We start from the raw sequence: 23,232 nt of genomic DNA on the forward strand, positions 1-23,232 counted from the left end.
AGAAATCAACTACGGCGTTGCAGGGATTCTCATTCCTTTGCAGCGCCGTATTTGCGTTCAAACACCTCCGTATTCCGGTTGCCCCATTCAATCATGGCATCGATAATCGGCAGCAGACTGCGCCCCAACTCGGTCAAGGCATATTCCGTCCGCAAAGGCACTTCATGGTAGGTGGTTTTGGAAACGAGTCCGTCTTCTGCCAGTTCCTTCAACTGGATGTCGAGCACACGGGGAGTCGCTTCCGGGAAGAGTTTGTGCAGTTCGCTGGGACGCAACGCCCGATGCCGCAGTTCATCCAGCATACACGATTTCCATTTGGAGTCTATCAGGCTCATGGTCAGCCGGAGCGGACAGTCCAAATCCACAGGTATTTTTCTTTCGTACATGATTTCTGAAGAGTAAACAATTACACTGTCGCAAAGATAAGGATAACTCCCGAAACCCCTGCATACCGAATAATTTTTCGGTGGGTGAATAATTTTTCGGTAATTGTATAAACCGTTCCCGTCCCCTACATTTGCAATAGTATAAACCCCTTAAACTGTGGAATATGATAGCAAGCATTGAAGAGTATAAAGCCGTGGAAGAAGCGGCCCTGAAAATTACCGTAATTACCGGAAGCCCTCGCAAGAAGGGCAACAGTTTTGCCATGACTGAGGCATTTGTGAAAGCCGCCGAACAGCGCGGTCATACCATCCAACGTTTTGATGCCGCTTTTCTGAAGATTGGCGGATGCCATGCCTGCATGACGTGTTACAAGACAGGAAAAGCCTGTTCTTTCGACGACGATTTCAACCTCATTGCCCCGGTCATCCTGGAGTCGGATGCAGTGGTATTCTCCATGCCGGTCTACTGGTATTCCATCCCGGCACAGATTAAAGGTGTCATCGACCGCCTGTTCTCGCTCGTAGTGGGCGGGAAAGACATTGCCGGAAAGAAATGTGCCTTGATTACCTGTTGTGAAGAGGAAGATCCTACCGTCATGGACGGTGTACGCATTCCTTTGGAGCGCTCGGCTGCACTGCTGAAGTGGGACATGGTAGGAGAGGTGCTGGTGCCCGGTGTATTGAACGAAGGAGAGATTGAGAAAACCGATGGCTGTCGGCAGGCTGCCGCATTGGCTGAAAAATTCTAATCCGTTTTCAGATTTGCATCTCCGTCGCGAAACAAGGGCCTTCATTCTTTGAGAAGAAGAAATCCCGTAATTCACGACGGAGATTTTTTTGTCCACCTGCATCACCGCAAGCAACGGCCGACAGTGTCATATACTTGAATCGCCCGATTCATTCCGGCGATTCTGCAAGATGTCGTCCATCTGCTCCTTGGCCCATTGTATCAGCCCGTTCAGATGGGGAAGTAAGGATTTTCCGCGGGAAGTCAACGAATATTCCACCTTGGGCGGCACCTGCGCATACACTTTCCGGCTGACCAGTCCGTCTTCTTCCAGCGTGCGGAGAGTGACCGTCAGCATTTTCTGGGAAATGTCCGGAATCATGCGACGGAGTTCACTGAAACGCATCACCGGAAACTGTTCCAAGGTAAAAATAACCAAAATCGACCATTTGTCGCAGATACGGGACAGCACGTTCCGAATCGGACAGTTCCTGAGGTAAATATCGTCATTCCGTTTGTTCTTATCCATATCAAATAGTTCTATCGGTTACTCCACAAAAGTACAAATAAAAAGTAAAAATACAGCAGGATATTTCATTTTGCTGTTAAAACACTTGTTTAAATATCTTTTTATTTATAATTTCGCAAAAATGAATTTATAATGCTACAATTATACAAAATACACAAACAAAATGACACCACAAAGATTAAATTGATAAACCTGGGATGTCTTTCTCCCAGGAGCATGGACAAAAAGAATCGCTCGTTTGCAAAGGGGAAAACAGACGTAGCATGAGTGACAAAGATTGAGATAAGGTATAATTTAAAAAAGGTAAGGATATGGATAAAATGATTGAAAACCGAGACGCGGTCAACAAATGGATGGAACGCTTTGGTGTGCGTTTCGGGGTGTACAAAAACGGGGTTTTTAAAGAACAGTTGTTCCCTTTTGATGCCATACCGAGGGTAATTCCCAAGGAAGACTGGGATTATCTGGAAAGGGGACTCATACAGCGTGTCGATGCGTTGAATTTGTTCCTATACGACATCTATCACGAAAAAGAAATTATCAAAGACGGCATTATACCGGCCGAATTCATTTATTCGTCCAAGGGATACCTTCCGGAGTGTGAAGGCGTGTCGCCCATCCACGACATTTACTCGCACATATCGGGTATCGACCTGGTGCAGGCAAAAGACAACCGCTGGTTTGTGTTGGAAGACAACCTCCGCATTCCTTCTGGCGCGTCTTATCCGATGATAGCCCGTACCATCACGCGGAAAGTATCACCGCTCACTTTTCAGGAGAATGCAGTGGCCGACAACCGCGATTACAGTAGTCTGCTGAAGGAGATGATGGACTATATGAACGACGGACGGGGCATTTCGGTCATCCTGACTCCCGGACGCTATAATTCGGCCTTCTTTGAACATTCGTATCTGGCCGAGAAAACAGGAGCCACCTTGGCTTTCCCGGGAGATTTGGTGGTAGAGAACGACATTGTTTACTACATGGGACTGTACAAAGAAAGACAGCAGGTGGGATGCATCTATCGCCGTATCAGCGACGAATACCTCGACCCGCTAACCTTCAATTCGGACTCCCTGATAGGTATTCCTCATCTCATGCAGGCCTACCGGAAAGGCAATGTGGCGGTGGTCAATGCCCTGGGCAATGGAGTGGCCGACGACAAAGGCATCTACTATTTCGTGCCTAAAATGATTACGTATTACCTGAACGAGAAACCGATTCTGCAGAATGCGCCGACCTATCTTCCGTATTACAAGGAGGATTATCAGTATATCTTGGACAATATCGCAAAGCTGGTCATCAAGGATGTGAGCGAAGCCGGAGGATACGGAGTGGTATTTGGCCGCGATCTTTCTCCCGAGAAACTGGCGGAACTGAAGCAGCTGATTATCGATGAGCCTCGCCGCTGGATTGCACAGGAAGTAATCGACTTCAAGGACCTGGAAATTCAGGAAGGCGATGAGCGGGTGGAACGGAAAGCCGACTTACGGGCTTTCGTCATTTCCGGCGAACAGACCCGGGTATGGAAAAGCGGACTGACCCGTTTTTCACGCAACCCGAACTCCTTTGTGGTCAACTCTTCCCAAGGAGGAGGATTCAAGGATACATGGGTAATGGAGGAGTAAACAGATTCAAAAAACAAATACAACAAATACAATATGATTACATGCAATGCAATTTCAGCCATTAAGGCCAACCGCCTGTACTGGCTTGGACGATATACAGAGAGAGTCTACATCAGCCTTCACCTGCTGCGCCGTTACTACGACAAGATGATTGACGGCAAGCCGAAGGAATACGAGGAATATTATCAGAAACTGGATACCAGTAATCCTTATCCGGACAAGGAAAGTTTCCGGATAGGCTACATGTACGATGATAAGAATCCCTGTTCCCTGATTTCGGGACTGACTGCCGCCAATGACAACGCCATTGTCCTTCGCGAGGAGATTATGAGTGAAACTCTTTCGTACATTGAACTTTCGTTGTCGTATATCCGGAAGTCGGCCGAAAAAAAGGATGACAACATCACCGGCCTTCAGCCGATTACCGACTACTTGCTTGCCTTCTGGGGCTCGATTGACGAACGGGTGTTCGATGAACGGGTGCGCAATTTCCTGCGGATTGGCAAGCTCGTGGAGAACATGGACATGCACATCCGGTTCGACTATCCTTTCTATCGCATTGAAGAGGCATACGAGTCCTTGAAGCTTTGTGCGGAGACCGAGGAAGGCATCTTCGACCCGATGATACTGGAACACCTGGACGAACTGCTAAGGGAAGATGTGTACGACTGTTCCAACCTGGGATACAAGTCAATCGTACTTAAATATATCAACCATCTTGTCTTGTTGTAAGAATATAATGTAAGGAAACCATGATTGTAAAGAAATATCTATATAATTATCAGACCATCATCCACTTCAGCTCGCCGGTCATCAACCATTTCTTCAGCCTGAGGTGTATGCCTTGCGTCAATGCGTGTCAGCAGGTGGTGAAACGCGACATGTTTCTCCATCCGTCTGACTACTTGATTTATGGAGCCGATGCCTGGGGAAATCCGCTGCAATACGGTAGCCGGGCCGAGGCGCACGATGCGTTTATCTTTGTCAGCAGCGGGGAAGCGAAGCTCAGCCCGTACTGCATTCCAGAACTCACGCCGGGGGATGTGTTCCGGGTAGAATCGGCCCTGACCGGAATATCCGACTCCCTGAAAGCCTTCCTGGCAGAAGCAGGACCGAAGAAAGAGGATGCACTGGATTATGCCCTGCGCCTTTCGGAAAAGATTCACGACTACATGTGCTATGCTCCGGGCACTACGCAAATCAATACGACCGCCATGGAGGCCTTCCAGCAACGGAAAGGCGTGTGTCAGGATTATGCCCATATCCTGATTGCGCTGTGCCGCGCCTGTGGCATACCTGCCCGCTATGTGAACGGCTTCATGCAGGGCACGGGAGTGACCCATGCCTGGGTGGAAGTGCTCGTAAACAATGAGTGGAGAGGAATAGACCCGACAAACAACCAATTGATAGAATACGGATACATTAAACTGGCGCATGGGCGCGATGCCCTGGACTGCCAGGTCAACCGTGGCGTGTACACCGGTCACCCTACGGAACAGACCGAAATCCGAGTAATTGTAGAAGAATTATGATAAAAACAGTGGTATCTACCGCCCTTCCTGTGGACGAGCGGCTATTGATAAAGAAAAATGTCATCCGCCATGGAAACTCAAGCAAACGTATCTGCATCGTGACGGGTACGCACGGCGACGAACTGGAGGGCCAGTATGTCTGTTTCCGGCTCAATCAAATCGTACAACAAAATCTGGAGAAACTGAACGGTACCGTGGAGATTTATCCGGCACTGAATCCGTTGGGTATCGACTCCATCACCCGGGGCATCCCGGGCTTCGACCTGGACATGAACCGCATCTTCCCCGGCAATCCGGACGGAACCATGACCGAACAGGTGGCTTATACCCTCCTGCGTGATTTGCAGGGAGCGGATATGGTAATCGATATCCATTCCAGCAACATCTTCTTGCGGGAAATTCCGCAGGTACGCATCAACGAACATACGGCGGAGAAGCTGGTGCCTTATGCCAAGCTGCTCGACGTGGATTTCATCTGGGTGCATGAGGCCGCTACGGTGCTGGAAGCTACCTTGGCCCATTCACTGAACAGTCTGGATACTCCCACCTTGGTGGTAGAGATGGGAGTGGGCATGCGCATCAACCACGGATATGGCAACCGGCTGGTAAACGGTATCCTGAACCTGATGCATACTTTGGGCATCTGGGCCGAAGCTCCCGAAGCCAACTCCATATCCACTCCGGTCGTCTCCGCAGGCAACCGGGTGAGCTTCCTCAATGCGGATGCTTCCGGTGTCTTCCTCACCGAAATCAAGAACAACATGATTGTAGAAAAAGGAGAGAAGATAGGCGAGATTGTCAGCCCGCTCACCGGAGAGGTTTTCCAGACTGTAGAAGCGCCTACCCGGGGACTGCTTTTTACCCTCCGCGCGTACCCCATCGTCTATCAGGGATCCCTCCTGGCACGTATTCATCAATTTTAAGCAACCGATATGAAAAATGAAATAATCTTCCGCATGGAATCTCCTTTCCGCGACACGTTCCGCATCCAAGGATTCCGTTTCGGAGAAGGAGAGAAGAGTCTTGCGCTGGTAGGCGCCATGCGTGGCAACGAGATACAGCAACAATACATCTGCTCACAGGTCATAAACCGGTTGGCCGCACTGGAGAAAGAAGGCCGGCTGGTGCCCGGGCACGAAATTCTGGTCGTTCCTTCGGCCAATCCTTTCTCCATGAACATCGAGAAGCGCTTCTGGGCCATGGACAACACCGATATCAACCGGATGTTCCCGGGCTATGATCAGGGAGAAACCACCCAGCGTATCGCAGCCGCTCTTTTCGAGGCCATCCAAGGATACACCTACGGCATCCAGCTAGCCAGTTTCTACGTCCCGGGCGATTTTGTACCGCATGTGCGGATTACCCAGACCGGTTATGAGGACACGGCCACGGCGGCCCTCTTCGGCCTTCCGTTTGTCTGCCTCTACAAACCGCTGCCGTTCGACACCACCTTGCTCAACTATAATTGGCAAATCTGGAACACCAAAGCATTCTCCCTTTACAGTGGAGGAAACGATACCGTGGAAGGAAAAGACGTGGCCGACTGTGTGCATACGATTTTCCGCTTTATGCACCGCACGGGACTGATAGACTATACCGACTACAGCAGTCCGGACTACAATTCCCGCCTGCTGGATGAAGAAGAGCTGGTGTCGGTCAGAACCCCCGTTTCAGGTATCCTGTACAAGATGAAACACGCTTGCGATGTGGTGAAGAAAGGAGAAGTGATGGCTTCTGTCATCGACCCTTACTACGGCCATGTCCTGATGGAAATTCAGGCTCCAACCAACGGAATTGTCTTTTTTGCCCATAACAAGTCGCTGGTGCTGCAGAATACCGTAGTGTATAAGATTGTTTAACGAAGAGATGTAAAAAGAACAAAGATAGGAGAGTGAAAGGTCACCGGCTGCTGAAAACGGTTGATATCCGTTCACCCAAAACGGTGATATCCGTTCACTTTTCATACTCTTTACCTATGGCGATGCAAATTTATTGATTTTCGTCTGTAACGTTGCAGTTTTGATGTCTTTTTTGACGTAAACTGCTGCCTTGTAGCTCGAAGCGCACACTTGTGTGTACCAACCTGTCTAATATTGCATCAGCTGCAGTCGTGTTGCCTTTCATCACATCGTACCAGTTGGCAACCGGCAGTTGTGATATGATGATCGTAGCTTTTTGTCCATGGCGGTCTTCTATAATCTCCATAAAGTCAAGTAACTGTTGTCCGTCAAGAACTTTCATGCCGAAGTCGTCCAGTATAAGCAGGTCAGTCTGTGCCAGCTTGGCGAAGAAACGATGCAGGGTACTGGATATACGGGCAAGGCTTATTTCCTCGAAGAGCCTGTACAGGTTATAATAAGCAACCTTATATCCGTTCATGCAGGCCTGATGACCAAACGCTGTACCCAACCAGCTTTTACCGGTACCGGCAGCACCCGTAATAAGTATGGATACCCCGTTTTTCACATAGTCACAAGTGGCAAGATTAAGTACTTTCTGCTTGTCCACGCCACGCTTGCAGTCATAGATAACTTCACTTATGGAAGCCTGATAACGGAAGTGTGCTTTTTTTATCAGACGGGCATTCCGGCTTTGATTCCGGTTATCCAGTTCAGCCTGTATAAGCAGTTGCAGACCGTCTTTCAAGGAGAGCGACTCTGCCTGTCGCGTCTCCTGCATGGTAGCCCAGTAATGGGCCATTCCAGGCATCTTAAGGTTTCTTAGAGCATTGATAATTTCATCCATCGTTATTTGTTTTGAGTGTTAGAAGTCTGTCATTTGAACTGTGCTTTTCCACGGATATTACAGTGCTGCGGAGGAGCAAAGGAAGATGAAGGTTGCCCCACACCGGCACACTTGCTCTCTACCAGTAAACGGATAAAGCGATAGTTGCATCTGTCTACATTCAGGGCTGCCTCGCAGGCTTTTTGGAAAACGACCGGATCACTGCTCCTTTGCAGGTTTAGAAGCCCGTCGCAGGTCTTGTAATGAGTCTCCGGAGGCATTGTGGAAGAATAAAATATGCGGCGGATTACATCTCCCAGTATGCCGGATGCACGCTCGGCACGCTCTATGTATGATTTTGCACTCATCCCTCTGTATTCCCGGGAATTGCTTGCAAGATGCTCCTTTACGATAGTATACTTTCCCCTGTTGTAATCACGTAGGTGAGTGGCTACAAGCTCACCGTCCACATATACTTTTACCAGTGTGCGTGTATATGCGACATGTGCGGTTTTGGATATATACTGATACGGTACTGTATAATAGTGCTGGTCACGTCCAAGATAGATACAGCAGTTGGTTGACACCTTCAAATCGGTATATGACACAATCTCAAAATCTCTGTCAGGCAGTGGCATAAGATTTGGCTTGTCTACGGCAAGGAACCGTTCCTCACGCGTGTAAGGATGCTTTTGCATGCGTTTCTGGTTGTGCGCTTTCATTTTGAGTGAGGCTGCCCGGTTAAGCTCTTCCAGTGAATGGAAGGTTTCATTGCGGAGTTCGGCAAACACACGCATATAGACAAGCCTCACGGTCCCTTCCACGTTGCTTTTATCTTTAGGGTGTACGGGACGTGCCGGTATGATGACCGTACCGTAATGATTGGCCATATCCTCCATTACACGGTTAAGTGAAGGCTCATATCTGTCGGTCTTGACAACAGCAGCTTTAAGGTTGTCAGGGACAAGCATCTTTGGTACGCCGCCAAGATGTTTCAGGCACTGCGTTATGGCATATACAAAGTCTTCTGTACGCTGTGAACGTACGAAGAGGATATAACCGTAGTCGCTTGCAGGCAGAGTGGCTACAAAAGCCTGACACTGGACGACCTCACCGGTTTCCATGTCAACGTATCCCATAGTATCACCGGCAAAATCGAGGAAAAGCTTTTCGCCGCCCGTACGCATGTCGGCAAGTATGGTGGATGGCGACTCCTTCCTGGCCTCTGTGTTCTGATTGTAATGAAAACGGAACTGTGTCAGGCTGTAGTGGTCATCCGGATGCTCATTACGGTATTCTTCCCAAAGCAGCTTCAGCGTGACATGCTTGCGCTTCATCTCCTCCTGAAGATATGGAAGAAGGGCTTTGAATGTTTCAAAACGCTTGTCGCTATATGCAGGATTGCCGCCCTTGAGACGGTGCTCAAGAATGGGATCATCCAACCTGATAAGTTCATCAAGGCTCAGACTGTCAGCGTTGACCTTATTCATGTAGTTGTTCACTGTCTCCTTGTTCATGCCGATTATATCAGCAGCCTTGCGGTTGGAGATTCCGCTCTTCTTTAGTAGAAGAAGTTGTTTGATCTGGCTCATATTCTTACTTTTTCCTGCCATAGTCGTATCGTATGAAGATTGTTTTCTGCATACAAGATACGGGAAAAGAGTAGCAAGTGAACGGACATGCTCCGTTTTTTATGCAGGCATTGTCGTTTCTGTGAGAAGGTGAACGGATATACTCCGTTTTCCGTATGTAGACAACTGATTATAGTATTATTACATTCTCATTAGTGAACGGATATACTCCGATTTCTGTAGAGAAAACGGAGATTCTATCGTAATATCCAAACCACTGAACGGATATGCTCCGTTTTTTATGGCGTTTTGTGGCGTTTTTAGCTGAAATGAACGGATATACTCCGTTTTTCAGGCACTTTTCAAGGCCAATTTAGCGGTAAAACTGGATGGATTAAGCCGTTCAGAGTGGGTGGGGATGCTCCGTTTTCGGCACACCGGCTTCCCGCCGACGGCAGGCAACCGGTGACACTGGATTGATTATTGCAGTTTGCCATATTCTTCGTCGGAAACCGGCTCCAGCCATTCGTTGGACGTGTTTTCGCCCGGCACCTCAAAGGCCAGATGTGCGAACCAACTGTCGGCAGTCGCCCCGTGCCAGTGCTTGACTCCTGCCGGAATATGAATCACCGTGCCCGGCAGAATCTGTACGGCCGGTTTGCCTTCTTCCTGATACCAGCCGCGTCCGGCCACGCCAATCAGCATCTGTCCGCCACCCTTGGTAGCCCGGTGGATGTGCCAGTTGTTGCGGCATCCCGGCTCAAAGGTCACGTTGGCCACAGGCACCTGTTCCTTGGACACCGGAGCCAGGTAACTGTTTCCGATGAAATACTTCGCATACGCCGTGTTAGGTTCACCGATAGGGAAAATCATCTCGCGCTGGAAGGCTGCTTTGGCATTGTCTCCAGTGGTGTCTTCCGCCCACACTTCCTTGGCCAGACGGAAAGCGGCCCATGCCTTCGGCCATCCGGCATAGAAGGAGATATGTGTGATGATTTCAGCGATTTCCGTACGGGTGATGCCGTTCTGCTTCGCCGTCTGCAAGTGGTAAGTCAGCGAACTGTCGGTGATGCCCTGGCTGATGAGTGAAGTGAGGGTCACCAAGCTGCGGTCGCGCAGCCCGAGTTTGTCGGTCCGGCTCCACACCTCCCCGAAAAGTACGTCGTCGTTCAATTCCGCGAATTTAGGAGCAAATTCTCCCAGCTGGTCGCGTCCAGCCGTCTGTTTGATAGTTTCCTGTGCCATAATTGTTGTACTGTTTATTACCCATGCGGCAAGCGCAAGGAGCATTTGTATTTTCATCATGCAATGAGTTTAACGGTTTGTATTTTTCTGATTTCCTGTGGCAAAATTAACCGTTTTATATTATGGCACGTGTATACGTTTTACGGATATTTATACCCGAATGGCGGAAGATGAAATACAAGCTGTTTCAACTTCCATCCTAAACTGATTTTTTCAATTCGAAATAGCTTTTGTTTTCATAAATGTGGCTGTGAACTCCTTGCACTTACGCATGTCTTGTCTGGACGAAGCGATAGAGTAAGTATTGTATTTCTCAAAAATATCCAATCCGCGTCCAAGCATGATTGTCCACCCTGTGTCAGTCTTGATGCATCGATCATGGAAATCTCTGAATTTATATTCAAACTCAATGCCATACGATGCCAGGTCATCTTTGATATCGTCAAATTTGTCTATCAACTCAGGAATTTTTTCTTCCTCTTCATTCGTGATAAGATTGAGTTTCAAGTCATCTACTGGACGAGTATTGATGAGCATTAAAGCAAATTCCATAAAATTCTTGATTTGCCATGAAGTGCGGATATAGGGATCTTCCACTGTGATACTATTTGCTCCTGCCATATAAGGAGCAAACAATTTCTCGTAACTCACACCGGTTTGTCCCATTCTAAAGGTCATGCTCTTTTCTTGCAAAATATGGATACGGGGGCGCTTTGCAATTTGACAGCTCGAGTTTCTTTCTTCCTCTACGGAGCATGTTTCTGTATTTTCTTCATTCAAAGGCTGAGCCTCTGCATCGGTTAGCTTCACAGTCGCTGTACTTATCGTTGAGTTTATTGGAATTATAAGAGGATTGCTTACTTTTTCCAATGTCTCAACATTCATTTCGATACCTGTTTTTAGATTGATATATTTGAATTTGGCTGGTTCGGCATTGAAAGTTTCGTCAATTACATATAATTGATCCTTTACACGTTTACGACCTTCAGCAGCAAAATCAACCAATTCGTACGCTTCCTCGTCAGTCATCTTTCCATCAGGATAAAGCAGCTTCATCATTCCGGAAAATGTCTTGCGGATGGCCAGATGGTCACGCTCTGAAAGAGAACCGTCGAATTTGGCATAGTCTTTCAAAACTGCCGTACGGTCATCATTGCGCAGGGCATGGAGCACCGCAGCAATGTAATCAGTAATAAGTCCGTAACCTTTGGAGAAGCTGTCTTTTTTCAACATTCTAATCTCCCATCCGGGATTATACAGATGGATTCGGTCAAGAAAAGCACCTTTGATGAAAGAGGCAGGTATGGATTCAAACAGATGCGTATTCTTCAACATAAAAGGGACAGTATGCTTTGTATTTCCAACAAACACCATCGAGGCACTGGCTTCATGCGTTCCCTTGCCACGATTAAACGATTTATTGGCCAGATAATTCTGCATCGTATCAATAAGCACGGCATCCACGTTACGTCCTTTCTGCTGCTCAAATTCATCCCATGCCACTACATCCCAATAGCCCACAAGACCCAGAATTTCTTTGTTTCCCTGCATTTTGACAAAGAGACGTGCACTAGTCACATCTCCGCCCGATACGAGTACACCATAAGGTGATAGTTCCTGAAATACATGCGACTTACCAGTCCCTTTAGGACCAAGCTCCACAAAGTTGAAGTTATTCTCCACATGGGGGAGGAGGCGAGCAAGCGTGATAAATTTTTCCCGTCGGTTCATGGAGTCCGGATTTAACCCTACCGTATGCATGAGCAAATCCATCCATTCCTCCGTAGTGAAATTCTTGCGCAGGTCAATATACTCTTGCAAATCGATATTTGAAATCTGTATAGGCTTCAGAGTCTGAATTTCCCATCTCACCTTTACATCTTCTCCACTGATATAACCAATGGTGACGATGCACCACACTCCATTTCCACTCAGAAGTTTCGGATTCTTGCGTACATAGTCTGTTCCGATAGGTACTCCCGTCAGACCAAGGTTGGCAAAAGTAGCCTGGTACTCATCATTCTTTTCGTTAAGCACCACCGTCACTTTATCAATGATACGATGTTTGCCGTGCTCACGGATAAGTCCTTTTACCGACTCAGCTTCTGCGCGATGTACATAATTATGCTGGATAACCTCTTTCACTTTTTCGAGGCCCTCGTTAATGATTTCTTCGTCATCACTGGCACAATACTGGCCAAGCAAGTATTCCAGTACGTAAGTCGGTACAGGAAGTCCTCCCTTAACCAAAAAAGCCAGATCTTTTCTTACCACCTTGCCAATAAAGGCATTTAATACTTTCTGCTGTGAGTCCATATCTTATGCTCCTAAAAATCTTGTTCAATCATTGTATTATTCTTCACTGTCTCACGGATAAGCGGATTTAACCGGTCATCTGCATCATAAATACGAAGCTGCAACATACTTGCGCTGACCGATTTTTGCAAATTGAGCGTAACTTCATACACCCGGTTATTCAGGTTCGTTGCATCCGTACTGTTCAAGGTCAGTTCCTTTTCCTGAGTCACAGGATCGTCACCGTTATAAATGCAGCATACCACCTTGCGTTCCATCACGGTCATACTCACGGCTTCCGATTGTATAAGTTGGAATTTCAACCGACTGCTGACCATATTCAGGTTATGATTCATTAAAGAGATACCCACCTTTTCAGTCTTGTTTGTCCGCTTCTGCTGACTCCTGATTACCGGTATAATCATCTCCTGAAGGGATGCACCGCCATGGGCAAAGTTGTAGCCTCCCGAAGCCGCCAGTCGGTTGGTGCCGACTGGTACGCCTATCCAAAGTGGCATCTGACATTTTATGGCAGATACTCTTTCAAGAGGGAATTTGATGATTCCTTCCACATATTCATCGCTGTCTGTGAGATAATACCTCGTTTTTTTCTCTGCTGATGCATCAGTGATATTGTGCTTGTCCTTATCCTCAAATTTCATGTCATTGTACAGAAAGCCATGATCGGCAGTCAACACTACATTGGTCACATTCCAAGTAGCATGCAGACGTTTGATTAATACAGACAACTGGTCTATGGCCTTGCGGCAAGCACTGATTACCTCAAACGGGCTTTGAGAATGGCTTGCTTCATCAATCGTATCATGGAAGATATATACTAAAGGCCTTTTGAACAGTTCCCGCGTTGAAATCTGGTCACCATTCATCACATCTTCATAACGTACACACACTCCTCCTTCACGATATTTATCCAAATGAGCTGTCCGTTGTTCTGTAGTTGCCAATACGGCTCCGTCCACCGCCATATCCGTACCAATCAGTTCCAAAGAGTGATGCGGTAGGAGGGAGAGCTTGCAGCACTTTGTTTCCGTGGGCAACATGGCCTGATAGGCCTCGATTGAAGCCATATTTTTTTCCTTGGCCAGTCTCTGCATCAATTCCATAGCCACTTCGTATCTCAGGGCATCACTGATAATGATTACCTGTTTCACATTCAAATCAGACTCGTTAGCATAAAAATCCTCCTGATGCTTCAATCCCGTTTCCGTAAACCAAGCCCCTTTTTCTTCCACGCAGGTCAGCCATTCCAGATTAAGAAGGTTGGCAACCTTCGCATATTCCTGGTCTAATTGTCTTTTGGCCACATTCAATACAAGCTCGATAGGATTCTCTTTGGTTATCAGTTCATGATAAGCTTCGAGTGTCTTTCTGTAGGACATATCTACCAGATAGAACTCTGTAATATATTTATTTACGTATTCCTTCGTATTGTTAAGTTTAAGTGTCCCCAGTCCACGCACCTGCATATAAAACAGGGCCGACTGTTCAATAAACCGGATAATGATTTGAATATGACTGTCAGCGGGCAGTTTCAGGGATAATTCACGCATACGGTCGTTCACATCTTCCGGATCAGCCATCAATTTCTTTTCAACTATTTCCTGCAGAATCGGCCAGCAAAGAGCTTCTGTATAATAAAAGTAGTTTGCATCAATGCCATAGATATTAATGATTTCCTCTTCTTTAATATCTGAAGCCAAAATTCTCATGGATTGGATGAACTTCTCACTAAGCAGACGATCGTGCGTGCCCCATTCATAAATCTTGTTTATCTGGTCAAGAACTGCAGAGCTGCTGATTTTATATTGTTTGTATGAATCCCCCGGCACTACATCCAACAGTTGTGTAATGCAATTGTATTTCAAACATTCGGCAACGCTTTTCATCTTTTGAGAAGCATTCAGGTTATAGCTTACCCCGAAGAGTTTTATCAATTTGTCATTAGCTGTCTTGCTGGCATCCAAGTTTCTTGAAAGTCTATGCCAGAAGTCCGTACGCTTTTTCTCCTCCCAGGTAGCATCAAGGATAATCATCTTTACAATGATTGTTTCCCAGTCTAGAAGTTTCTTGTCGCCAAGGTAATTGGAGATGAAAGCCCGGCAAACAAGATCTTCGCTGAAAGTAGCGGAATTGATATGCCCATTGAGGATATTTTGGATTTTGGAGGACATGATTTCCGCAATGTTTTTCTTGATAAAACCACGGAACCGCTCCGGCAGGTTATACTGCTGCATATATGAAGCATAGTCATCTTCCTTGTATTCCATGTTGGCTTTAAGCATATCGAGCAATGGAAACTGTAGCTGCTGTTCTTCTGAATGGGGATAGGTTCCCACAGGGAAGAGCAGCACGACGCGTTTGTCCTTCCAAGTATTCTCTATGGCATATTTTGTATTGAACCAGGCGCCGTCGAACACTTTATAGACGTATCCGTCAGACCAATCTTTTACGTCTTCAAGCTCTGTCTGGATAATGCCCATCTTGTCGAAGATAAAGAGCACATGTAGTTGAGGGTTGCGCTCAAAGTAACTGTATATTCTGTCTTGTATCATAAAAGCTTTATTACTTTCAATATTTTTACAGTAAACTGATAAGATAATTACGATTATCCTCAGATAAATGTGTTGCTTTAATGTATTCCTTTAATTTCTCTCGAAATATTTCATTTTTTAATAAACTTATTCTTTCTTTTTCATCAAGTTTTAAAATCCAACCAATCTCAACTTTTTCTAATGAAGAATAGTTGTAAGGATCAATAAAGAATTGCAAACAATCATTACTAATGGCAACTTTATTAATAGAGTCATGTAGCTCACTGAAGCTATTATCTTTTCTCATTTGTGCCAAAAGATAACAACAATCCATCGTAATTTTTCCCTTATTGAGAAGTTTGTTAAATCGTTCTATTGAATAGCTATGTATATTATTATTGAATATCAAGAAAAGATAATGATATAAATTATCAATTGTATTTAGGCAATAATCTAATACAATACTTTTGAATGGTTCTGTGATTATTGGATATAGTAAACATAGGGTTAATGCTCGATTATTATCGACAAATAGTTCATTCGTTCGTATATCAGTAAACTCAATTTTCTTATCCTTTAAAATCTCTATTAATGAATATAAACAGTTATTATATAAAAATGTATGATTTGAATTATATAACATAAGCTCTATTAATTCCTTTGCAATTTCTACTTTCGGTGGATATTGGCTGATAAGCAAATGAATAGTTTGATTCCCTATATAGTTTTCAAATCTCCAACATTTTAATAATACTCTATATAGTGCTTCTACATCAATTCCATCATTATGAGATCTTGAGATTATAAGCAGTAAATTTGATAGAGGATTATAAAACAAAGAATCATTTTTAAATAAATATTGATTTTCTTGTACTATATTATTCAGACATGTATTAATATAATTTATACCAGATTCATCGAACAACAAAGTCTTTATATCGTATCCATTTAATATGGATTTGAGCTTCTCATTTTCATTATCAAATATAAGCATTCTTAACATAAAGTTGTCCAAAGACTCAATTCTTGTACCCTCAAAGCCTATTCCATACATCTTACTTGGAGGTGTAGCAAAACTATTCAATATACCCAATGCTGTATTATGGCATAATGATTTATAATGCAAACTATTATCGCAAATTATACAATTAGCCCATGAAAAAATTCTTTCACGTTGATAAATAGACATTAAGACAACTATATTACTATTAACGGAGCACCCACCTTTTTCTTGGGACTTTCTTTGTTGGAATATTCGTTCTTTTAAATCTTCAGTTTTAACGAGATTATTACCAATAGCTCTATAGGAAACCAAATCTTGAAATATTTTCTTTATCTCTTTATTTAAAGGCAATTTGTTCAATATTTCTTCCAACTCATTTTCATTCACTGATTCAAGTGCTTTTTTGATGTTAAAACTTTTATCAAAAATTTTTTGCGCCCAAATACAATTTCTGATGGCCCACATATTATATCTGCAAATGAAATATAAGATATACTTCTTACGATTCCAGTAGCGTGATAATAGTTCTTTATATATTTTAAACGCTTCCCAATAGTCTCCTAATAAATATAGTGTAAATGGTAATTCTAAATCATCTATTGTGTGCTTAATCGTTTTACAGCGTAATTCTTTTAGCTTGTTGCATACTTGTATATAATCAAAGTTTCGGATATAATAAATTGTTGTTTTAGGTATGTAATAATTAATATTTTGGTAAAATTTATTATCGAGTATTTTAATATTATCTATTTCTTCTAAATAATTATACCATGCTAATTGTAAAAGAGCTTTCAGACTGATAGAAGGGTGATTAATTAAAAAATGACGTTTTCCTCTATTATCTATAACTTGACTTTCTAAATCTTTAAAATATTTCAGATTAGTCTGTAAACCATTTGAGTGGGCATTCCAGGTCATTTTTTTATAGTTAGGGAAAAAATATCTAAGTCCATCTCCAAAAGAGCGCAGTTCTTGACTGTAAGACATAACTCGATCATAAAGATATGCGGCTAAATCCTGTTTAGGAACTTCTCTATAATTGTTGATGGAATATAGAATCTTATCTGTTAACCGACCTATTCCATTTAAATCATCTGGATTATATTCTTTACCATTAATTACATCAATTTCTTTCTCGCTGAAATAAAGTATATTGATTCCTTTTTTCTCAAAATATTGTTTTGTCACAAAATCCGGTTCCTCGCATGATAACAGGTAGGCTCTTTGCATATTCTCTGACAAAATATTTTGCAACTCATTTAATATCATTTTTAAATTTAAATCAGCGAAAGAGAAGCCAACAAATAGCACGAGTTTACTTGCAAATATAGATTGTACAAAAGCACGTATAAGCGGAAAATTCTTTGGATAATTATAATAATCCGTTTCGGTAAGAACTATATTATCGGTTATATAATCTCCATGCATTTTAACAAGAACATTTGGATATGCAATTTGTGGAATATCCTTATCTTCTCTTACAATATCATATTGCGTAAATTGATTAATAAGCTCTTGTTCTATTAAATCATCGTAGTTTGTAGTTATTATATGGCATGGATTTAGCAACAAAATACTTTTATGTAATCTATTAGGTACAGCTTTATTATAAAGTAATACCTCTTTTACTTTATCCATATACTCTTTATGCCCCCGTGAATCTTTGTACAACTGGGCTACTTTTAGAGCATCCATTTCATTTGTCAACTTTTCAGGAAGTTCAGCCTTCATTGATTCTATAAGTTCATTCCAAGTCGGAATACCCGAATTCCTAGAAACTCCGGCACCTACAAATATCGCTAGTCGATTTTCCCGACTTGCTTTTTGTATATGTAAAAGATGAGATATTTGTTGCTTATCCATAATATACTTTTTTATTTGAGTTTTGCTAATATATCCCCGAACTTGGCATAATTGACTACCACACCATCATCAAGGTCAAAGCTGATAGCTTGTTCGGCCACTACCTGCAAACGTTCGTGATATTCACGGCACTCATCGAGTTGCTTCTGAAGCGTTTGGAGCTGCTTACTTTCCTTGGTAGTCAGTTCTGCCCGGCGCATATCGAGTTTTTTAATCTCCTGCTCCAAGTGTTCTATGAAAGGGAGGAGGTATTTGGCTCGGATACGTTCCACTGTATAGGCATTCATGCGATGCATATAAGCTATTACCTGGAAGGTACCTTTCTTGGATGCGAACAGCCAGTAAATCGGACGGTTCTGATACATCTTTTTATGGTCTTTCCAGAAGTCCTTCACGAAATATTGTTCCAATGTTTTACCCAAGCATTGCTCCATGTAGTTCAGATTTTCTACTTGCGTTTCTTCTCCAAATGCGATGCGAACAAAGTCTGCCATACGCAGAGGGGCATTGTCACTGAAACCACAATCACTGTTCATCAAAGGCAGGATGCCGTCATCATCTATGTCATACTTCCTGCCGTGATAAGAGTAGGGGGCAATCTCTTCTTCGGTCGGTTCTGGATGTGCGATATGTAATCCCGGTTTGTCCAAACGGTAACGTCCCATCATACATCCTACGGCATAACTGATGAGCTGTTTGATAATGACATCGTCGTTCCACTTCATTACCTTAGGCGCATCTTCGCCTTCCGCAGATGGTACAAAGGAGATTTCACCCTGTTGTAGAATGGTGATTTCATCAAGCGGTACGTTGGGGGTAAGTTCATCTTGCAGACCGTATATTTCAATAAACTGTCGGTTGAGTTCTTCTTCGTTGGTATGCAGTTGGTTGAACATTTGTTCCCACTTTTTCTTGTATTGTTCTACGCGCCATTCTATACTGTCCGGATGTGGTTCTTCCCTTGGAATCTCGGCATCCATATTCAATAACTCGTTGCGTTGGAAGTCCCAAGAAGTTTCATGAGCATCCCAGTCTTGACAGGAGATAGATATATTTTGTAGGGTAATATTATCTATTTTAGCCTTGAGTGAATCTTGAACACGTAACTTTAATGTAAATACTTCTGCTATGTTAGTATTAAAAGTGGGATTCATTAAATTCATAATAGAATGAACGACACGAGTATTGAGATATGCTAGTATATAATTTGTCATATCTATATTCTCATTTTTCATTACAATAGTAGGAGCAGCTTTATTAAATAAATAATCTTTTGGTAAAATTCTAAATCCTGTACCATTCTTGCCGCTACAAATTAAATTCCATGTGATACCTGTCCTATACCACAAATATTCATCTTGAATACGAGCTACTGGATTATTCTTATATTCTTGACGCGCTTCAAATGACCAATCAATGACATCCTCTATGTTGCCATACCATCTGCGAAAGGAACCACCTTTCGCAATTGGGACCCATTTATGTCCTTTCCCAGAATTTGTTTTTGATACTTCCCAAATGTATCTTAAATACTTATTATTATTGCCTGTGATGTTTTGTCCATCTGAAATTCCATAATGAGTAATATTTATACCGTATAGAAAACAAGCAATCATTTTCTCACTAGCCCAATATCCAATCGGACATCCCGGAATTTTCTCGAAGTCAGATTGAAATACATTTTGGTAATATACCTTAGAACTACGTTCCCTTAATGCTCGCAGAAACATACCTTTCTTATCAGTACAATTCTTTCCATCAACCAGTCGGAAATAAACGCCACCTTCATCGGACTTATGCTTGGCAATTACAAATGCCGTATTCTGAACTACTTCACCACTCAGCTCATCAAATGTTCGAGGTCCCAAGTGAAGCATATTTTCAATATGATAATTATTAAGCAAAGTGCTACGAAACTTTTCAAATGAAGAGAGGAACATCCAGCTTTGCATATTAATCATACCATATTTTCCATTAGCTACAAGTCGGTCTATAGACAACATCATAAATGTAGAGAATAAATCGGCTTTTCCTTCTTCATAGTTTTTCTTCACATACTTGCTTAGCACCTCATTCATACTACCTGCACCCATATAAGGCGGATTCATCACCAATGCATGATACTTTTCCGTCAAGGCCAGAATCAGTTCAAATGCAGGAAGTTGGGCACGAATGGCCTCCGGTATAAAGTCCTGATTGTGCCAATATTCTACCGTCTGTTTTACCAGCAATCGGGTACTATCGCTAAGTTCAAATTTCATGATAGAGCCCAACGAATCCGCATGCTGCATCAAGTCGAAGCAAGCGATGAGTTCATTGACGTGAGTCTGATTTTCCTGCCCCAAAAAGAAATGAGGAAGGAATTCTCTGACCAGACCATTCTTTTCTTCATCCCAAAGCTTCGGCATGGCCAATACATGAGGCAAACAATGAGCGTCGGCAAATGAAGCATCCTTTTGGCAAGCTTTCAGCAAGAGGGCAAAAGTGGCTAATTGCTTGGCACGATTGTCAATGTCTACTCCGGTCAAGTTATGCTGAAAGATATTCTCTATGGCTTCCCCACGGCCATAGCCTTCGGCAATATAAAGATCGTAGAGCAAATCAAAACACTCGTTCAGAATATGGCCTGAGCCACAGGCTAAATCGGCTACTTTCAGGTCTGTCAGTTCTTCGTATCTTAAGATGTTTTCTGCCGGAGTCTTTTCAGAAGGTTCCACCAGATATTGCCACTTCTTCTGTAGCGCGGTTTCGTATGGATTGTTGTCGAGGTAGATACGGCCCACTGTATTCTGCACCATATATTTCACAATCCAGTTGGGGGTGAATATCTGCGTAGCGGCAGGAATCTCGTCTGCCTCAAACTTGCCTTTCTTGGCAAATACTTCGTCCTTACGTTCCGAAATATAGAACTGGTAGAGCCAGCCTATCAGTTCCGGTGATTGAAAATCCTCATCGGTTACAAATTCCGTATGGTTGAGCATGTCTACAAAGCCGCCTTCTGTCAAAATATTGTTCGGCAGAAGCAGCTCAGTATAGTCGGCCATAGAGCCGAAACACTGGTTGATGATGGGATTGTCATGACACCATGCGGTTATGAGCAGGGCAAACTGTTCGGTTACTTTCGTATCATCGTCAAGTAACTCTATTACGCGCTGACGAAGATCTTCTTTCATCAGAGGAAGGTGGCCTTGGCGGGCTTGGTCCACAATAACCGGTGTACGTGCGGCATCGGCATACTGGAGTACAGGAGAACAGAGATTGTTCTTCTGCAAGATGCGGATGGCACACAGTCGGTTGAACCAGGTATAGGCAGCTTCTTCATACACTTCATTGATGCCTTTCTGCTGTACACGATTGAAGAGAGACATCCACTGATGGTAGAATCCCTCTGTATAAAATTGTCCGTTCCAAAGTGTACCGCCCTGCATAAGTTGCGGTCGGTGTTCTTCGGCCACATTCCCTTTCCGGTCGAAACCAAGGGTCATAATCTTGGCAGCGATGCCGGTTTTCAATATGTTGCGTGCTTCGGTGGCGAAGCGTTTAATCTTATTGGTGTCCATATATCTTTCGTTATCTTTTTGAGCTAATTATCCCAAATAGCTTTCAAGTCATTCTGTAACATTTCAATTTCATCATATCCTGTGGTATGCAATCCTTTATCAAGAATGTCTGTCCTGAAAGCAATGCCCGTTCCTTTGCACAGCAGGGTCCCGATGTGCAGTATCAGCTTATACAGTTGGTGACCTTGAATGTGCAAGTAGGCATTTTCCGGAGTTAAAATTCCATTTGGATTGGCCGGTTCTTCTGTCAGTCCACCTGTTGCGGCTTCAAACAGGGACTGAACGGTTTTCAGATATGCTTTGCCGTTATCTGCTAAATCAGCACGTTTAGGTTGCAGAGGAATACAGGCATTGAATTTCGATACATTCCACAACTGATTGAGACGGCTGTCTGCCCCGTACCGAATCAGATACAACAACGGCTTATAAACGATTCTCGAAAACGACGTAAGAAAAGCCTGCATGTCAAAATCAGTTTCAGGTTGTATCAGCTTCATGCGTTCATTGAGATGAGAGGCTTCGCATAAGTGATTCTCCCACGAATAGGCATAGGTCTGAGCAATGAAATTCTTTGCTGAAAATTCAGTCTCACCTCTTAACAAACGCAAATCACTGTCTATGCAGATAAAGAAACGCGCAGTAAGGTAAGGTCTGAATTTCAGGCATTGCTCACATCCGCGGGTGTCTTTACCGTCATCACTTTTGCTGAAATACAGGTAGCGGTAACGTCCCGGGTTAATGGTTTGAAGTTGATAGTCCCAAAATGTCTCATCTTCCTCGTCTTCCAGATGTATCACGGCTTGATAACGTCCTGTCAGGGCAAGATTCCGATAAAGCTTGGCTTGTTTCTCTATCCAATTGATTCCTTCCATACGCCGTGTTACTTTGTGATTTGTTCCATATACCAGACTTTATCTCCCCATCCATCTCCGAACAGGGCAGGGGAATGAGTCGTAATGAAAAACTGAGCGTTGGGATTGAAACGAACCAACAGGTTGATAAGTTCAAACTGCCAGTCTATATCCAGTGAGTTTTCCGGTTCGTCAATCAGAACGATAGATTCACGTTTGCCCAATAAAAATACACGGAGCAGAATCAGCAGTACCTGCATCTCTCCGGAAGAAAGCGCTCCCACGGGTAGCGTACCGTTATCAGTAATCACAGAAAATTTGCTTCCCTCTATCTCTATCCGTTTGCGGGTTAAAGCGAACAAGCCGTTGATTGTTTTCTGAAAATCAGCAATCTGTGCTTTTAATTCTTCTTGTTTCTCAGCAGAACTGTCTATCATGGACATACGAACATTCATCAGTGAAGGACCGGTTTTCATGTCATAGATGAAATACTCCAAATCTTGCGCTAATGCCGTAGCTGTCTTCCGCTTATCTCGCATGGCAATATTATCAATGGAAGGCAGATAAACAATGTATTCACTTTGTCCATGGTTATCCGCCACCAGTGACTCATAGAGGTTTTTCAGAAACGTGGTTTTCCCACTTCCATTTACCCCCATTATAATGTTGACATCGGGATGGGCCGCGAACTGGACCTTCTGTTTGTTCCAAAGGTCGATATTTACTTCCGATATTCTTGACAGTGACATATATTCTAGGTTTTAGG

At 43.7% G+C, this 23,232-nt stretch carries 17 protein-coding genes; 6 read left to right on the forward strand and 11 right to left on the reverse strand.

Annotated elements, in window-relative coordinates; genetic code table 11:
• Positions 1-29: 29 nt before the first annotated feature.
• Entirely contained in the window at positions 30-386 is a 357-nt protein-coding gene (locus BQ7480_RS08675) for a winged helix-turn-helix transcriptional regulator (protein ID WP_072542562.1), read from the reverse strand.
• Between the two features lie 164 nt (positions 387-550).
• Between BQ7480_RS08675 and BQ7480_RS08680 the strand changes: the two genes are divergently transcribed.
• Positions 551-1,135, forward strand: a complete 585-nt coding sequence (locus BQ7480_RS08680; protein ID WP_072542563.1) for a flavodoxin family protein — start codon at positions 551-553, stop codon at positions 1,133-1,135.
• 126 nt (positions 1,136-1,261) lie between these two features.
• On the opposite strand, the gene BQ7480_RS08685 is transcribed toward BQ7480_RS08680, so the two are convergent.
• Positions 1,262-1,642 carry a winged helix-turn-helix transcriptional regulator gene (locus BQ7480_RS08685; RefSeq protein WP_022354551.1) on the reverse strand — a complete coding sequence of 127 codons (381 nt, stop codon included), beginning with the start codon at positions 1,640-1,642 and terminating at the stop codon, positions 1,262-1,264.
• Positions 1,643-1,953: 311 nt separating this feature from the next.
• Here BQ7480_RS08685 and BQ7480_RS08690 point away from each other — a divergent pair, with 311 nt between their 5' ends.
• From BQ7480_RS08690 to BQ7480_RS08710, 5 genes are read left to right on the forward strand one after another with little or no spacing between them, the layout of a single operon-like run.
• A complete protein-coding gene (locus BQ7480_RS08690) occupies positions 1,954-3,270 on the forward strand; it encodes a circularly permuted type 2 ATP-grasp protein (protein ID WP_022354553.1) in 1,317 nt (438 codons plus the stop codon).
• Between the two features lie 33 nt (positions 3,271-3,303).
• On the forward strand, positions 3,304-4,002 hold the full coding sequence (locus BQ7480_RS08695) for an alpha-E domain-containing protein (RefSeq protein ID WP_072542564.1): 699 nt from the start codon (positions 3,304-3,306) through the stop codon (positions 4,000-4,002).
• Between the two features lie 20 nt (positions 4,003-4,022).
• Positions 4,023-4,802 (forward strand): transglutaminase domain-containing protein, encoded by a 780-nt coding sequence (locus tag BQ7480_RS08700; protein WP_072542565.1) that lies wholly within the window; start codon positions 4,023-4,025, stop codon positions 4,800-4,802.
• Entirely contained in the window at positions 4,799-5,725 is a 927-nt protein-coding gene (locus tag BQ7480_RS08705; protein WP_072542566.1) for a M14 family metallopeptidase, read from the forward strand. The genes BQ7480_RS08700 and BQ7480_RS08705 overlap by 4 nt, the downstream gene beginning before the upstream one ends.
• A 9-nt stretch (positions 5,726-5,734) precedes the next feature.
• On the forward strand, positions 5,735-6,661 hold the full coding sequence (locus tag BQ7480_RS08710; RefSeq protein WP_072542567.1) for a M14 family metallopeptidase: 927 nt from the start codon (positions 5,735-5,737) through the stop codon (positions 6,659-6,661).
• 130 nt (positions 6,662-6,791) lie between these two features.
• On the opposite strand, the gene istB is transcribed toward BQ7480_RS08710, so the two are convergent.
• From istB to BQ7480_RS08755, 9 genes are all read right to left on the reverse strand, one after another.
• Positions 6,792-7,547 carry an IS21-like element helper ATPase IstB gene (gene istB / locus BQ7480_RS08715; RefSeq protein ID WP_071150252.1) on the reverse strand — a complete coding sequence of 252 codons (756 nt, stop codon included), beginning with the start codon at positions 7,545-7,547 and terminating at the stop codon, positions 6,792-6,794.
• 29 nt (positions 7,548-7,576) lie between these two features.
• On the reverse strand, positions 7,577-9,139 hold the full coding sequence (gene istA / locus BQ7480_RS08720) for an IS21 family transposase (protein WP_072542568.1): 1,563 nt from the start codon (positions 9,137-9,139) through the stop codon (positions 7,577-7,579).
• A gap of 438 nt (positions 9,140-9,577) precedes the next feature.
• The gene (locus BQ7480_RS08725) at positions 9,578-10,399 is read right to left on the reverse strand and encodes a carboxymuconolactone decarboxylase family protein (RefSeq protein WP_072542569.1); all 822 of its coding nucleotides are present in this window, start codon (positions 10,397-10,399) and stop codon (positions 9,578-9,580) included.
• 156 nt (positions 10,400-10,555) lie between these two features.
• Positions 10,556-12,658, reverse strand: a complete 2,103-nt coding sequence (gene brxL, locus BQ7480_RS08730; protein ID WP_072542570.1) for a BREX system Lon protease-like protein BrxL — start codon at positions 12,656-12,658, stop codon at positions 10,556-10,558.
• Between the two features lie 11 nt (positions 12,659-12,669).
• On the reverse strand, positions 12,670-15,210 hold the full coding sequence (locus BQ7480_RS08735) for a PglZ domain-containing protein (RefSeq protein WP_072542571.1): 2,541 nt from the start codon (positions 15,208-15,210) through the stop codon (positions 12,670-12,672).
• A 25-nt stretch (positions 15,211-15,235) separates the two neighbouring features.
• The gene (locus BQ7480_RS08740) at positions 15,236-18,055 is read right to left on the reverse strand and encodes an SIR2 family protein (protein WP_072542572.1); all 2,820 of its coding nucleotides are present in this window, start codon (positions 18,053-18,055) and stop codon (positions 15,236-15,238) included.
• 11 nt (positions 18,056-18,066) lie between these two features.
• The gene (gene pglX, locus BQ7480_RS08745; RefSeq protein ID WP_072542573.1) at positions 18,067-21,615 is read right to left on the reverse strand and encodes a BREX-1 system adenine-specific DNA-methyltransferase PglX; all 3,549 of its coding nucleotides are present in this window, start codon (positions 21,613-21,615) and stop codon (positions 18,067-18,069) included.
• A 23-nt stretch (positions 21,616-21,638) separates the two neighbouring features.
• The gene (locus tag BQ7480_RS08750; RefSeq protein ID WP_072542574.1) at positions 21,639-22,487 is read right to left on the reverse strand and encodes a DUF4435 domain-containing protein; all 849 of its coding nucleotides are present in this window, start codon (positions 22,485-22,487) and stop codon (positions 21,639-21,641) included.
• Positions 22,488-22,495: 8 nt separating this feature from the next.
• Complete coding sequence (locus BQ7480_RS08755) at positions 22,496-23,215, reverse strand: AAA family ATPase (RefSeq protein ID WP_072542575.1); 720 nt, start codon at positions 23,213-23,215, stop codon at positions 22,496-22,498.
• Positions 23,216-23,232: the final 17 nt, after the last annotated feature.

Origin of the sequence: Bacteroides mediterraneensis, assembly GCF_900128455.1 — a bacterium.
GTDB classification, from domain to species: domain Bacteria; phylum Bacteroidota; class Bacteroidia; order Bacteroidales; family Bacteroidaceae; genus Phocaeicola; species Phocaeicola mediterraneensis.